At 65.3% G+C, this 13,026-nt stretch carries 12 protein-coding genes; 10 read left to right on the top strand and 2 right to left on the bottom strand.

The features are described 5' to 3' along the window. Nucleotides 1–27: 27 nt before the first annotated feature. On the bottom strand, nt 28–1,182 hold the full coding sequence (locus M1D93_RS07365; protein WP_461174481.1) for a pyridoxal phosphate-dependent aminotransferase: 1,155 nt from the start codon (nt 1,180–1,182) through the stop codon (nt 28–30). 101 nt (nt 1,183–1,283) lie between these two features. Here M1D93_RS07365 and truB point away from each other — a divergent pair, with 101 nt between their 5' ends. The 10 genes from truB (at nt 1,284) to M1D93_RS07415 (ending at nt 11,304) form a co-directional block, all read left to right on the top strand. Further along, the gene (truB, locus tag M1D93_RS07370; RefSeq protein ID WP_461174482.1) at nt 1,284–2,243 is read left to right on the top strand and encodes a tRNA pseudouridine(55) synthase TruB; all 960 of its coding nucleotides are present in this window, start codon (nt 1,284–1,286) and stop codon (nt 2,241–2,243) included. 2 nt (nt 2,244–2,245) lie between these two features. Then, the gene (locus M1D93_RS07375) at nt 2,246–2,599 is read left to right on the top strand and encodes a hypothetical protein (RefSeq protein ID WP_461174483.1); all 354 of its coding nucleotides are present in this window, start codon (nt 2,246–2,248) and stop codon (nt 2,597–2,599) included. A gap of 19 nt (nt 2,600–2,618) precedes the next feature. Beyond that, the gene (locus tag M1D93_RS07380) at nt 2,619–3,077 is read left to right on the top strand and encodes a hypothetical protein (RefSeq protein WP_461174484.1); all 459 of its coding nucleotides are present in this window, start codon (nt 2,619–2,621) and stop codon (nt 3,075–3,077) included. 134 nt (nt 3,078–3,211) lie between these two features. Beyond that, on the top strand, nt 3,212–4,195 hold the full coding sequence (locus M1D93_RS07385; RefSeq protein ID WP_461174485.1) for a bifunctional riboflavin kinase/FAD synthetase: 984 nt from the start codon (nt 3,212–3,214) through the stop codon (nt 4,193–4,195). Between the two features lie 25 nt (nt 4,196–4,220). Continuing rightward, the gene (gene kynA / locus M1D93_RS07390; protein WP_461174486.1) at nt 4,221–5,075 is read left to right on the top strand and encodes a tryptophan 2,3-dioxygenase; all 855 of its coding nucleotides are present in this window, start codon (nt 4,221–4,223) and stop codon (nt 5,073–5,075) included. Next, complete coding sequence (locus M1D93_RS07395; RefSeq protein WP_461174487.1) at nt 5,072–6,340, top strand: kynureninase; 1,269 nt, start codon at nt 5,072–5,074, stop codon at nt 6,338–6,340. Before kynA ends, M1D93_RS07395 begins: the two co-directional genes overlap by 4 nt. Nucleotides 6,341–6,534: 194 nt before the next feature. Beyond that, nucleotides 6,535–6,804 carry a 30S ribosomal protein S15 gene (gene rpsO / locus M1D93_RS07400; protein WP_163164502.1) on the top strand — a complete coding sequence of 90 codons (270 nt, stop codon included), beginning with the start codon at nt 6,535–6,537 and terminating at the stop codon, nt 6,802–6,804. A gap of 240 nt (nt 6,805–7,044) precedes the next feature. Then, entirely contained in the window at nt 7,045–9,306 is a 2,262-nt protein-coding gene (locus tag M1D93_RS07405) for a polyribonucleotide nucleotidyltransferase (protein ID WP_461174957.1), read from the top strand. A gap of 113 nt (nt 9,307–9,419) precedes the next feature. After that, entirely contained in the window at nt 9,420–10,763 is a 1,344-nt protein-coding gene (locus M1D93_RS07410) for a M16 family metallopeptidase (RefSeq protein ID WP_256246996.1), read from the top strand. A gap of 37 nt (nt 10,764–10,800) precedes the next feature. Next, a complete protein-coding gene (locus M1D93_RS07415) occupies nt 10,801–11,304 on the top strand; it encodes a DUF1579 domain-containing protein (protein ID WP_461174488.1) in 504 nt (167 codons plus the stop codon). A gap of 35 nt (nt 11,305–11,339) precedes the next feature. Here M1D93_RS07415 and M1D93_RS07420 read toward each other — a convergent pair whose 3' ends face one another. Continuing rightward, nucleotides 11,340–13,013, bottom strand: coding sequence for an HNH endonuclease signature motif containing protein (locus M1D93_RS07420; protein WP_461174958.1), 1,674 nt, complete (start codon nt 13,011–13,013; stop codon nt 11,340–11,342). Between the last annotated feature and the right edge of the window lie 13 nt (nt 13,014–13,026).

The following is a 13,026-nucleotide window of genomic DNA, read 5'->3' on the forward strand; positions in this document are numbered from 1 at the left end:
GAAGAGCCCGCTTTGCTGGCATATCGGCTAAACGCGTTCCGGCAGCCGGGCCAGGCCGTCCAGCAGTTCCTGTCTTTTGCCGCACAGCGCGATCCGCACCCAGCCCTCGCCGATGGAACCGAAGGCGGTCCCCGGGGCAAGCGCAACGCCTGACTCCGCCAGGAAGCGCCGCACCCACCCGCGAACATCGCCGCCGCTGACATGGGACACGTCTGCCCATAGATAAAACGCGCCGTCAGCCTTCAAGTACGGAATACCCTTCGCATCAAGCACGGCTGATGCCGCGTCCCGGTTGGTCCGGTAGTGCCCGTGCGCGTGCTGGACGTAATCCTGTGGCCCGGTGAGGGCAGCGAGCGCGGCGTACTGCGACGGCGACGCGACGCACGAGACGATCGACTCCATCACGTTGTTCATCTTCTGCTCCAGGCCCGGCGGACACACCAGCGCGCCGATCCGAAGCCCCGTGAGGCCATAGGTCTTGGACAGGGTCAGCGAGGTGAAGACGCGCGCCTCGCCCGGCAGGTCGCCGTCGAACCTGGCAGGGCTTACGTGCGGAACGTCGTACGTGAACGCTTCGTAGCATTCGTCCGAGATCACCCACAGGTCGTGCCGGCGGGCCAGCTCCACGAGTTCCCGGGTCAGGTCCTCGCTGAGGACCGCGCCCAGCGGGTTGGAGGGGGAGTTCAGGACCAGCACCCGGGTCCGGTCGGTGATGAGCGCCTCGATGTCCCCAATCCGGGGCTGGAAGCCGTGGTCAGGGTAAAGCGGGTAACCCACCGGCACAGCGTTCAGGAGGCGGCTGGTCATCGCAAACGTGGGGTAGCCCGGGTTGGGAATCAGGATCTCGTCCCCGGGGGAGAGCAGCAGGCTCATGGCGAAGTGCAGGCCCTGCTGGGCGCCGTCCACCACGTACACGCGGTCGGCGCCGACGTCACAGCCCTGCTGTTCCCTGAACCTCGCCGCGAATGCCTCCCGCAGGGCAGGAATGCCGGCGTTCGGGGTGTAGTTGGTCTCGTCCCTGTCCAGGCAGGCCTTGCCGGCCTCAAGGATATGGCGGGGCAGCGGAAACCCGGGCTCGCCGATGCTGAGGACCAGGGCGCCGGGGGTGCGCCACGCGGCTTCGGTGATTTCCCGGATCTGGTTGACGGGGACGTCGCGGACGTGGGCGGCAAGCTCTGGCATGCCTGCCATCCTAACGGGCCCTTCTCCCGGCATTGGCGTAGCTCCTGGAGCCACTTCGGACGTGGGCGGGCGCCGGGACCGGCGCCGATATACTGGGAAGCGTGCTTTCTGGACTGGTGATAGTGGACAAGCCGCAGGGATGGACCAGCCATGATGTGGTTGGCCGGATGCGGCGCCTTGCCGGTACCCGGAAAGTGGGGCACGCGGGCACGCTGGATCCGATGGCAACGGGCGTCCTGGTGGTGGGCATCAACAAAGCCACCCGCCTGCTCACGTACATCGTTGGCACCTCCAAGACCTACACCGCCACCATCCGCCTGGGCCAGTCAACGGTGACGGACGACGCCGAAGGTGAGGTCACCGCCACGGCCGGCACTTCCGCCGTGGGCGAGCAGGCAATATACGACGGCGTTGCGGCCCTTACCGGTCAGATCCAGCAGGTTCCCAGCAGCGTGAGCGCGATCAAAGTCAACGGGGAACGCGCCTACGCGCGCGTCCGCTCCGGTGAAGAGGTCAAACTCGCTTCGCGCCCGGTCACCATCCACCGGTTCGAGGTGCACAGCATCAGCAGGGATGCCGGGGCCGACGTCGTGGATCTGGACGTCACGGTTGAGTGCTCCTCCGGGACATACATCCGCGCCCTGGCTCGGGACCTCGGCAACGCCCTCGGCGTTGGCGGGCACCTCACTGCCCTCCGGCGGACCCATGTAGGGCCCTACTCGCTGGAGCAGGCGCGAACCCTGGAACAGCTCGCCGAAGAGCTCAACGTTCTTGAGATGTCCGAGGCTGCCCGGGCGCTGATGCCCAACCGTGAGCTCAGCCCGGAGGAGACCACGGAGATCTCCTTCGGCCGGCGGATTGCTGCCGGTGCTGCCCCCGGCAGTCCGGAAGCGGCAACAGCCGAGCGTCCCGCAGCCGCTTTTGCCCCCGACGGAAGCCTGGTGGCGCTGCTGGCCGACGCGGGCAGTTTCGCCAAGCCGGTGTTGGTCTTTGCTCCGGGTACCGGTACTGGCGCTTCCAGCAACGGTGTTCCCGGTACCGGCGCCTCCGGGGTGGCCTGAGGGTGGACGGGTATTTCTACATCATCCTGGTGGTGGGGCTCCTTTCCAGCGGAGTATGCCTGCTGGCCGGCATCCTGAAAAAAGCACCCAACGACGTCACCATCCTTTCGGTCGCCGCCGTCGAGGTGGCGCTCCTGGTGTACCTGGTGGGGTCCATCGTCAGGGTGGTTGCCGGTGAATCCATCGCCGGGGAGGCATGGGAGTTCTGGGGCTACCTCGCCACGGCCATGCTCCTGCCGCCCGCCGCCGTCTACTGGTCCATCCTGGAACGCACCCGGTGGAGCAACTTTGTCCTGGCCGCCGTGGGTGTCACCGCGCTGGTGATGGCCGCCCGAATGAACCAGATCTGGTACTGAAGTGGAAGAAGCACACAACGTGAAAGACCAGCACTCCGCCGCCCCCCGCGCCGCCAAGGCCGCAACCGCGAACGGAACACGGAATACGCGCAACACCGGGCCCGGGCGCCTGCTGATCGCCGTTTATGCTGTCTTCGCTATCTCCGCTTCCGCCCGTGCTGGATACCAGATCCTCACTAAGTTTTCCGAGGCGCCGCTGGCCTACCTGCTGTCCGCGTTCGCCGCGCTGGTATACGTCATCGCCACCGTCTCCCTTGCAAAAGCCGGCAGCACGTGGTTCAAGGTTTCCGTCGCAGCCGTCCTGGTGGAACTGGCCGGCGTGCTGGTTGTGGGGGCCCTGAGCGTCTTTGATCCGGTTGCTTTCCCGCACGAGACGGTGTGGTCCCTTTTCGGCCGCGGCTACGCGTTCATCCCTTTGCTGCTGCCCATCCTGGGCCTCGTGTGGCTCTACCGGCGGCGGCCGGCACGCAGCGCCTGATGTCCGCCCACCCGGGCAGACTACCCCCGCATAGCCTGGCAAAGTTGATTGGGTTTATACGGGTAATCTTTAGAGAGTTCCGCGGCCGGCCGGGTCCGGAACGTTGAATTTGCACGCAGTAAAAGGCGAGGGTGATGGTCTACATCTGGAACGATCCGTCCGAGGTCCCGCCGGACTTCGGCCCATCTGTTGTCACCTTTGGGAACTTCGACGGAGTTCACCGCGGCCATCAGCAGGTGCTGTCCCAGCTGATCCGCACCGCCCGCCTTAACCGGTCCAGGTCGGTGGCCGTCACCTTCGACCCCCACCCGGCCCTGATCCATCGCCCGGAATCCGCGCCTGAGCTCATCATGGGGCTGCACGACAAGCTGGAGGCGCTGGGGGAGCTGGGCCTGGACGCCATCCTGGTGATGAAGTACTCCCTGGACCTCGCCAGCCTCACCGCTGAAGAATTCGTGGAGCAGTTCCTGGTCGATCGCCTGCACGCCAGCCATGTGGTGATCGGCCACGACGCCCGGTTCGGCCGCGGCAACTCCGGCGACCTGGACACCATGAAGGCCCTCGGCGGGAAGTTCGGGTTCGAGGTCCAGGTCATCAGCGAGTTCGGCTCAGAGGGTTACCCCCTCCATGACGACGACGGCACGGACCGCCGCTGCTCCTCCACCTGGGTGCGCGAAGCCCTGCAGGAAGGCGACGTCGCCACTGCCGCGGCAGTCCTGGGCCGGCCCCACCGGATGCGTGGCGAAGTTGTCCACGGCGCCGCCCGCGGCCGTGCCCTCGGATTTCCAACAGCGAACCTTTCCAGCAACGCCACCGGGCTCATCCCGGCTGACGGCATTTACGCCGGGTGGCTCGTTGACCAGGCAGGGACGCGCTGGCCTGCGGCCATTTCCGTGGGCTCTAATCCCACGTTCGACGGCGTAAGCCGCCAGGTCGAGGCCCATGTCATCGATCGGCCCCACGAAGCGGTGGAGGACTTCGATCTGTATGGCCAGACAGTAGTTGTTGAATTTGTGGCCCGGCTCAGGGGCATGGTGGCATACCGTGGGCCTGAGGCGCTGGTGGACCAGATGCGGCTGGATGTGGTCCAGGCGCACGACCTCCTGGCCAGGCGCTGAACCATCCGCAGGGAAAGGCAGTACCGTGTCCGTTGAGAAGAACACCAGGAAACTGGACGAAGGTATTGTCCGTGATTTCAGCTCGCGGATGAGCTACGCCTCCTATCTCCAGCTGCCAACCCTGCTGAGCGCACAGAAACCCGTCAGCGAGCCGGAACACCACGATGAGATGCTCTTCATCATCCAACACCAGACCACCGAGCTCTGGCTCAAGCTCGTGCTGCATGAGCTGCGAAGCACCGCCACGTGGCTGCGTGCTGACGACCTCGGCTCCGCTCTCAAAGGCATCGCCCGGGTAAAGCACATCCAGAAAACACTTACCGAGCAGTGGTCCGTGCTGGCCACGCTGACCCCTACGGAGTATTCGCAGTTCCGCGGCTTCCTGGGGAATTCATCTGGCTTCCAGTCGAGCCAGTACCGCGCCGTCGAATTCATCCTCGGCAACAAGAACCGCAGGATGCTTTCGGTGTTCGAGTCCGATCCGGATGCCCACGCCATGCTGGAACAGCTGCTCAACGCACCCAGCATCTACGACGAGTTCCTCGCCTACCTCGCACGCCAAGGTTTCGCCGTGCCCCCGGCGGTGCTCGAACGGGACGTCACCCAGGCCCACGAATTCACCCCGGAACTGGTGCCGCTCTTCAAGCACATCTACGAGAACGCAGCGGACAACTGGGGCGCCTATGAAGCGTGCGAGGAACTGGTGGACCTGGAGGACAACTTCCAGCTGTGGCGCTTCCGGCACCTGCGCACCGTGCAGCGGACCATCGGCATGAAAGCCGGGACGGGCGGTTCCAGCGGTGCCGCGTTCCTGCAGAAGGCCCTCGAACTGACCTTTTTCCCGGAGCTATTCGCAGTCAGGACGGAGATCGGCCAATGACCACCCAGCAGCATCCCAAGGTGGGAATCACACCAGATAACGAAGCGGCCCTGCAGCAGCGGGCGGCCGAGCTGGACCGGCAGGATCCGCTGGCCCATTACCGCAGCCAATTCATCGGCACTGACACACCGCTGTCCTACCTGGACGGCAATTCCCTGGGCCGCCCGCTCAAACGGACCCCGGAGGACATCGGCGCTTTCATCCGGGACGGCTGGGGCGGCCGCCTCATCCGCGGCTGGGACGAGGAATGGCTGGACCTGCCCCAGGCCATCGGTGACCAGCTGGGCCGGGCAGTGCTTGGCGCGGCTGCCGGGCAGACGATCATCGCGGACTCCACCACCGTAGTCCTGTACAAACTGATCCGCGCGGCCCTCGCGGCAGTGGAAGACCCGGACCGCAACGAACTGGTGCTGGACACCGAAAACTTCCCCACGGACCGCTACCTGGTCGAGGGCATCGCCCTCGAGGAAGGCCTGACGCTGCGCTGGATCTCAGCGGACCCTGCCGCCGGGGTGACCGTTGACCAGGTGCGGGAAGCGGCCGGGCCGCGCACCGCCGTCGTACTCCTGAGCCACATCGCCTACCGCTCCGGTCATGTGGCCGATCTGCCGGGCATCACGGAAGCCGTGCATGACGCCGGGGCGCTGGTGGTGTGGGACCTTTGCCATTCCGCGGGGTCGGTTGAGATCGACCTGGATAGTGCCGGCGTGGACTTCGCTGCCGGCTGCACCTACAAGTACCTCAACGGCGGGCCGGGATCTCCCGCGTTCGCCTACGTCAACCAGCGGCACCTCCCCTCGCTCAACCAGCCGATCTGGGGGTGGATGGGCCGCAAGGACGCCTTTGACATGGGTCCCGGCTACGAGCCGGCGGCAGGCATCCGCGGTTTCCTCAGCGGCACCCCGGCGGTCTTCGGGATGCTGGCCATGCGCGGCACGCTTGACCTGATCGAGGAAGCGACCATGGCCGCCATCCGGGAGAAGTCGGTGAAACTGACCGCCTTCGCCGTTGAGATCTTCGAAGCGTGGCTGGCGCCCCTGGGCGTGGAACTCGCCTCGCCGCGGAAGCCGGGGGAGCGGGGCAGCCACATCACCCTGGACCACCCTGGTTTCGCGAAAGAAGCGGTCGGATCACTCTGGGACGGGGACGTCATCCCGGACTTCCGCGCCCCGCACGGCATCCGGGTGGGGCTCTCGCCGCTGAGCACCAGCTTCGCGGAGGTCCTGCACGGGATGGCGGCAATCCGGGAGCAACTTCCGCGCTGACTATTTCTGCAACCTCGCCTGTTTCGACAAGATTGGGCGGGGGCCGGTAAACTGGGGGATGGATCCGGCTGCAGTCCGTGGCGGCTGGTTCCTGTTGTGTGTGGCACTGTCCGGGTTTCCCGGACCAGCCGCGGCGGCAGACCCGGCAGTGAGTTACTGACCTGGGCCCTCACGGCACATCCCTAGGAGTTATTGTGGCACTTGAAGCCGCTGTAAAGCAGTCCATCATCAAGGAATACGCAACCGCAGAAGGCGACACCGGTTCACCGGAGGTCCAGGTTGCTGTCCTGACCCAGCGGATCAAGGATCTGACTGAGCACATGAAGGAGCACAAGCACGATTACCACACCCAGCGCGGTCTGCTGGCCATGGTTGGTCGTCGCAAGCGCATGCTGAGCTACCTCAAGAAGACCGACATCGCCCGCTACCGTTCGCTCATCGAGCGCCTCGGCCTGCGCCGCTAGTCGGACTTAGGGCGGCCCTTTCCAGCATGGGACGGGCCGCCTTCTTCAAATAAATAATTAAACAGGAGGATCAACCGCATCACGCATTCGCGGTCCTCGGTAGTGATCCCCGGGAACGGCTTCGTTGACTGAAGCCCGGCCCGTGGGTCTCGATCGATGACCGGGTGCAGGGCCAGTAGACAGATGCTGGCTGGGTTGATGCGGCTGGGCTTCCGTTAAACAGAAACGGAGGTGACTCTCTTGGAGGGTCCCGAAATCCAGTTCTCAGAAGCAGTCATTGACAATGGCCGCTTTGGTAAGCGTGTAATCCGCTTCGAAACCGGCCGCCTTGCCAAGCAGGCAGCCGGCGCAGCGATGGTGTACATCGACGAAGACACCGCGCTGCTGTCCGCAACCACCGCCGGCAAGCACCCGCGTGAAGGTTTCGACTTCTTCCCGCTGACGGTCGACGTCGAAGAGCGTATGTACGCTGCCGGTCGCATCCCGGGCTCGTTCTTCCGCCGCGAAGGACGCCCCTCCACCGAAGCCATCCTGGCCTGCCGCCTGATGGACCGCCCGCTGCGCCCCGCCTTCATCAAGGGCCTGCGCAACGAGGTCCAGATCGTGGTGACCGTCCTGTCGATCAACCCGGACGAGCTGTACGACGTGGTGGCCATCAACGCCTCCTCCATGTCCACCCAGCTTTCCGGCCTGCCGTTCTCCGGCCCCATCGGCGGCGTCCGCGTTGCCCTGGTTGCCGACGAAAACGGATCACAGTGGGTTGCTTTCCCCAAGCACTCCCAGCTGGAGAACTCCGTCTTCAACATGGTGGTAGCCGGCCGCATCGCCGGTGACGACGTCGCCATCATGATGGTCGAAGCCGAAGCCACCGACAACTCCTGGAACCTCATCATGGAACAGGGCGCCACCGCCCCCACCGAAGAGGTTGTTTCCGAGGGCCTCGAGGCTGCAAAGCCGTTCATCAAGGCACTGTGCGACGCCCAGGCCGACCTCGCCTCCCGCGCGGCTAAGCCGACCCTCGAGTTCCCGGTCTTCCTGGACTACGAGGACGACGTTTACGCCGCTGTTGAGTCCGCTGCCGCTGAAAAGCTTGCTGCTGTCTTCCAGATCGCGGACAAGCAGGAGCGCAATGACGCTTCGGACGCCCTGAAGGACGAGGTTTCCGCCGCCCTGGCCGAGCAGTTCGAAGGCCGTGACAAGGAAGTGTCCGCAGCATTCCGCTCGGTCACCAAGCACGTAGTGCGCCAGCGCATCCTCAAGGACCAGGTGCGCATCGACGGCCGCGGCCTGACGGACATCCGCCAGCTCACCGCCGAGGTAGAGGTCCTGCCCCGCGTCCACGGTTCCGCCATCTTCGAGCGCGGCGAAACCCAGATCATGGGTGTCACAACGCTGAACATGCTGAAGATGGAACAGCAGATCGACTCGCTGTCGCCTGTCAAGACCAAGCGCTACATGCACAACTACAACTTCCCGCCGTACTCCACCGGTGAGACCGGCCGCGTGGGCTCGCCCAAGCGCCGCGAAATCGGGCACGGTGCGCTGGCAGAGCGGGCCCTCGTGCCGGTCCTGCCGTCCCGCGAGGAGTTCCCGTACGCCATCCGCCAGGTATCCGAGGCGCTCAGCTCCAACGGTTCGACGTCGATGGGTTCTGTCTGCGCCTCCACCCTGTCCATGCTGAACGCCGGTGTGCCCCTGAAGGCCGCCGTCGCCGGTATTGCCATGGGCCTGGTCTCCGACCAGGTGGACGGCCAGACGCGCTACGCGGCACTGACTGACATCCTTGGCGCCGAAGATGCCTTCGGCGACATGGACTTCAAGGTTGCCGGTACCTCCGAGTTCGTTACGGCCATCCAGCTGGACACCAAGCTCGACGGTATCCCCGCCTCGGTGCTGGCAGCAGCCCTGAAGCAGGCCCGCGAAGCACGCCTGCACATCCTCGAGGTCATGGACTCGGCCATCGACACCCCGGACGAGCTCTCCGAGTTCGCGCCGCGCGTCATCGCCGTGAAGATCCCCGTGGACAAGATCGGCGAGGTCATTGGCCCCAAGGGCAAGATGATCAACCAGATCCAGGAAGACACCGGCGCCGACATCTCCATCGAGGACGACGGCACGGTCTACATTGGTGCCACCGACGGCCCGTCTGCAGACGCAGCACGCTCCGCCATCAACGCCATCGCCAACCCGCAGGTCCCGGAAATCGGCGAGCGTTACCTGGGTACGGTCGTCAAGACCACCACCTTCGGTGCCTTCGTATCGCTGACCCCGGGCAAGGACGGCCTCCTGCACATCTCCGAGCTGCGCAAGCTGGCCAACGGCAAGCGCGTGGACAACGTTGATGACGTTGTCTCGGTGGGCCAGAAGGTCCAGGTGGAGATCACCAAGATCGACGACCGTGGAAAGCTCTCGCTCGCCCCGGTAGTTGCCGAGGAAGAAGGCGCCGAGGTGGAAACCGAGCGCGCCCACACCACCGAACCCGCTGAAGGCGCTGACGTCTAACAGTTCCGGTTTCCGGTACACAAGTATGAATCGGCGGGGCCGGTGGATGATCCACCGGCCCCGCCGCTGTTACGATGGCAGCCAGATCCCGGCTGCCCTTTTGAAAGGCCTCAATGACTGTTGTACCCCTGCCGCTAGAGCAAAACCACCGCGGCGATACCCTGGTCCACGGTTCCGACGGCGGCTCCGAAGTCCGGCGTTCGGTGCTGCCCGGGGGAGTGCGGGTGCTGACCGAGGCGATGCCCGGCCAGAGGTCAGCGACCATTGGTTTCTGGGTGGGCGTCGGGTCCCGGGACGAGGCCCCGGGACAGCATGGTTCCACACACTTCCTGGAGCATCTCCTCTTCAAGGGGACCAAGCGCCGCACCGCGCTGGAGATCGCTTCAGCCTTTGACGAGGTGGGCGGCGAATCCAACGCGGCCACGGCCAAGGAAAGCACCTGCTACTTCGCGCGGGTGCTGGATTCCGACCTGCCCATGGCCATTGACGTGATCGCCGACATGATCACGGGCGCTGTCCTGGACCCGGCAGAAATGGAGCAGGAACGGGACGTCATCCTCGAGGAAATCGCGATGGACAGCGACGACCCCACGGACGTCGCCCACGAACACTTTGTGTCAGCAGTCCTGGGCAGCCACCCCCTGGGCCGCCCCATCGGCGGCACCCCGGACGCCATCAAGGCTGTTGCGCGGGACTCCGTATGGGAGCACTACCAGCGGTATTACCGGCCGGACGAGCTCGTGATCACTGCGGCGGGTGGCCTGGAGCACGACGTCGTCTGCAACCTCGTAGTGGACGCCCTTGAGTCTGCAGGGTGGTCGTTGAAGGCCGACGCTGCCCCTGTCGACAGGCGTTCCACCGACCGGGCCCTGATCACGGGGACGGCAGGCCTCCACGTGGTCAAGCGCGCGGTGGAGCAGGCAAACATCATCATGGGCTGCCCTACGATCGTTGCTACCGACGAGCGGCGCTACGTTATGAGCGTCCTGAACGCCGTGCTTGGCGGAGGCATGTCGTCGCGCCTGTTCCAGGAAATCCGCGAGAAGCGCGGCCTGGTGTATTCCACCTACTCCTTCGCTTCCTCCTACGCCGACGCCGGGTACTTCGGCATGTACGCCGGATGCACGCCGTCCAAGGTGCGCCAGGTCCTGGACCTGCTCGGCGAGGAACTAGACAAGCTGGCAGAGCACGGGATTACCGAGGACGAACTTCGGAAGGCCGTGGGCCAGCTGGGCGGCGGAATCGTCCTGGCCCTGGAGGATACGGGATCTCGGATGTCGCGGCTGGGCCGGGCGGAACTCGTTTCCGGCGAATACCAGGACATCGACGAAACGCTTAGGCTCATCAAGGCTGTCACGGCAGAACAGGTCCAGGACCTTGCGGCGGAGCTTGCAGCGGCACCCCGGACGGTGACCGTCGTCGGGCCCTTTGAGGAGACGGAAACGTTCGGACTCTGACCCGCCGAAGGCAGGTCTTAGCGGGAGGTGAGGGACTGTGGACCAAACCCCACCTAGCCGCGGCCCTGGCGCATTGGCAGACTTCCTCGGCCATTGGCGGGGCAGTACCCGGTTCGCCGGCGGCGCGTGGGGGCCGGAACGCACCGTTGACGCCGAGGTGACGTACCGGTCCGTCGCCGGCGGTTTCGCGGTGGTGCAGAGCTATCGGCACGTGGAACCGGACGGGACGCATTTCGAAGGCCACGGAATGTTCACTCTGGATACGGATCACCGCAACGTCTTCTGGTACTACGTGGATACCGCGAGCCCGGTCCCCGGTGCCCCCGCGCGCTGCACGTTGCATAACGGCGCCCTCAGGGTGGAACGCCGTGGCAGTGCCGGTTGGACCCGTCATACCGTAAGCGTCGACGGGGACCTGCTCACGCATGTGACAGAGCTTCGCACCGCAGGAAACACGGCTGCGGGGACGGAATCCGGCGGGGCCGACGGGACGGGCTCGGCCTATGTTCCGTTTATGACCTCATCGTTCCAGCGGAGCTGACGTTTGCAACCCCTGTCCCACCGAAGCACGCCGTTTCAGAAGCGCAGCAGATCCCGGGCAGTTAAGGGGTCGGCCGGCAGCACATTGGGCATGGCATAGAAGTCGTCCCACAAACTGTCATCGGCTGGAAGATCGGCCGGATCCACGAGATTGTCATGGACTGGCTCTTCAGGCGGAGGTTCGGCCAGGAGGAGCCAAGGAGGTTCCGTTGCACCGGCCAGTGATCCGGGTGGCCATTGTGGTGGTTCCCAGTCCGGGTGTTCGCTTTTGTAGTGCCGGCCGGTGGGGGAGATCCAGCCGGGTGGTTCGGTTCTGGTGGCCTTTGTGGGTTCCCAGCCGCTGTTGTGTTTGAGGCGGTGGTGTTTGGGGCAGAGTTGGGCCAGGTTGCTGATCCCGGTGTTACCGCCGTGTTGCCAGGCCTTTAGATGGTCTGCCTCGTTGTCCATAGTCCGGTTGTTGCAGCCGGGGAAGGTGCATTTGCCATCGCGGAGGCGGAGTGCCTGTTCCATGGCCTTGGTGAGCCGATAGCTGGTGCGTCCGATTTCAAGGGGTGAGCCGTCGCGGGGGTCCACGAGGACCCGGTAAAACGAGTTTGCTCCGTCGGCGAGGAGTTTGCGGGCCATGGAGGCTGGGATGGGCCCGTAGCCATCCAGGTTGGCGGGTTCGTCAGTGAGGCCAAGGAGTGAAAACACCGGGACGGTGACGAGGACCTGGGCGTTCGGGACCGGGACATCAGCGAGACCGGAGAAAGCGGTAGCCGTGGTGTCGTCATTGGCGTCAGCCGCGGTCAGCGAGGCCCTCCCGATCGGGCCGTCGGAGCCGTCGTCGGTGGTTTCTGTGGTTCCTTCAGCCTCGTTGCTTTGTCCAGCGCTGTTTCCCGCGGCGTGGCTAAGGCCCGGCCCTGCGCTGAGGAGCAGGTGGGCGGCGATATCGGGCCGTAGTTGTGCCATGGTGCGGGCTTCTTGAGGGCCCTGGATGCCGCGGGCAAGGGCCGTGGTGCGGTCCCAGATGGCGTCTGCGGTGTCGGCTGGCAGATAGAGCGAGAGCCAGGCCATGCCGTCACGGTCCGGGGTGCATTCCATCCGCCGGTCGGCGACGCTTTTGGTGTGGCGCTTTTCGAGGGATTCGGGGTGGTGGCGTTCGCACCAGCCGCGGACTTTGGTTCGGAAGCGGGAGGGGACCAGCTTACCGGCGGCGGCTCCGCGCGCCGGGTTGGGGGAGTCCGGATCCAGGAAATGGGCGACCAGGTTCGCGGCGCCGGCGGGGCCCAGGTTGTCGGTTTCGTCGGCAATGATTTTGGCGTGCTGCCAGGAGATGGCCCCGTCGGAGAGGGCGTCCAGTGCCAGTTCCAGCGGCAGGGAGCAGAGCTGACGGGATTGGGTGACGAACGCCCCGGCAGCGGGGGCGCTGATGGTCAGGACACCCGCGATTTCCTCAACCGCTGACATCTCGGCATAGGTCCGCTCGTGCACGGGCGCTTCCGGCGGGGTCATCGCGTGTTGTATGTCGACAGCCTCGGCGGCGTCGCGGGCCTTGAGCGCCGCGAGCTGTGCTTCCAGCCGCGCCACGGCCCCCAACCGGTCCAAACGGAGCTCATACTTGCGTTGCAGCACATCAACCCCGGCAGCGGCTGCCGCTGCAGTCTCCAGCGATGCATCCTTGACGAATAGCGCCTGGAGGGCAGCAACGGAGGCATGAATGCCCTCCATTGCTGCTGTCCCA

This window comes from Arthrobacter sp. Z1-9, assembly GCF_054792695.1.

Excerpts from the sequence above, each read along its gene's own strand:
- M1D93_RS07365 (WP_461174481.1), bottom strand. The coding sequence starts at position 1,182 with ATGCCAGAGCTTGCCGCCCACGTCCGCGACGTCCCCGTCAACCAGATC.
- M1D93_RS07385 (WP_461174485.1), top strand. The coding sequence starts at position 3,212 with ATGGTCTACATCTGGAACGATCCGTCCGAGGTCCCGCCGGACTTCGGC.
- M1D93_RS07395 (WP_461174487.1), top strand. The coding sequence starts at position 5,072 with ATGACCACCCAGCAGCATCCCAAGGTGGGAATCACACCAGATAACGAA.
- M1D93_RS07410 (WP_256246996.1), top strand. The coding sequence starts at position 9,420 with ATGACTGTTGTACCCCTGCCGCTAGAGCAAAACCACCGCGGCGATACC.
- M1D93_RS07420 (WP_461174958.1), bottom strand. The coding sequence starts at position 13,013 with ATGGAGGGCATTCATGCCTCCGTTGCTGCCCTCCAGGCGCTATTCGTC.